We start from the raw sequence: 615 nt of genomic DNA, 5'->3' as shown, positions 1-615 counted from the left end.
CGCAGTGACGATCGGGTCCAACAGGGTGGCGCGCTGCTCCTGTGGGACCGGGACCGCCTGCGCCGGTGACGCCCCCGCACTGACGACAGCCGCGATGAGAGTCAGGGCAACGGCAGCGACCCCCGTGCGCGCAGGTGCGGAGGAGGTGAGCCGGCTGGTGAAAGTCATCGAGGTCCCTTCGAGCAGATAGGCGGCCCCACGCCGTCCATGAGGTCACCTTAGGGGGCCGCCCCGACGGGCGAGCGACGTTTTGGCCGGTTGCTCCGATGTATCGGGCGTCCGGTGGTCCGCCACCAATGCCTCCGCCCGCGCCAGCGTCGCAGCGTCCACCTCGACCGCATCGGAGAGTCGTACGCCCCACGCCTCGACCACCGCCGCGACCACGTCGGCCGGGGTGACCCCCGGCGCCTCCGTCACGAGCGTGCCGACCGAGCGCGGGTCGAACGGGAGGTCGAGGTGGCCGTAGACCCGGGCCAGCACGTCGCTGACCCGCTCGCGGTCGCCGACGTTGACCAAGGAGCTGAAGAGCCACGCGCGCGGCAGCACGCGCTGCGCCGTGCCGACGAGCTTGACCTCGTCGCGAGCGTTGACGCTGTGCGCGCTCGGGCTGTCCTC

General features: G+C 72.2%; 1 pseudogene. It reads right to left on the bottom strand.

The window, feature by feature from the left end:
- Positions 1-213: 213 nt before the first annotated feature.
- A pseudogene (locus FB586_RS20220) lies at positions 214-615 on the bottom strand (hypothetical protein); the annotation flags it as partial.

The sequence above is a fragment of the Cellulomonas telluris genome (genome assembly GCF_004886325.1).
In the GTDB taxonomy this organism is placed as follows: domain Bacteria; phylum Actinomycetota; class Actinomycetes; order Actinomycetales; family Cellulomonadaceae; genus Cellulomonas; species Cellulomonas telluris.
Note: the sequence above shows the minus strand (reverse complement) of the source record. Positions and strands in the feature narration are given on the sequence as shown.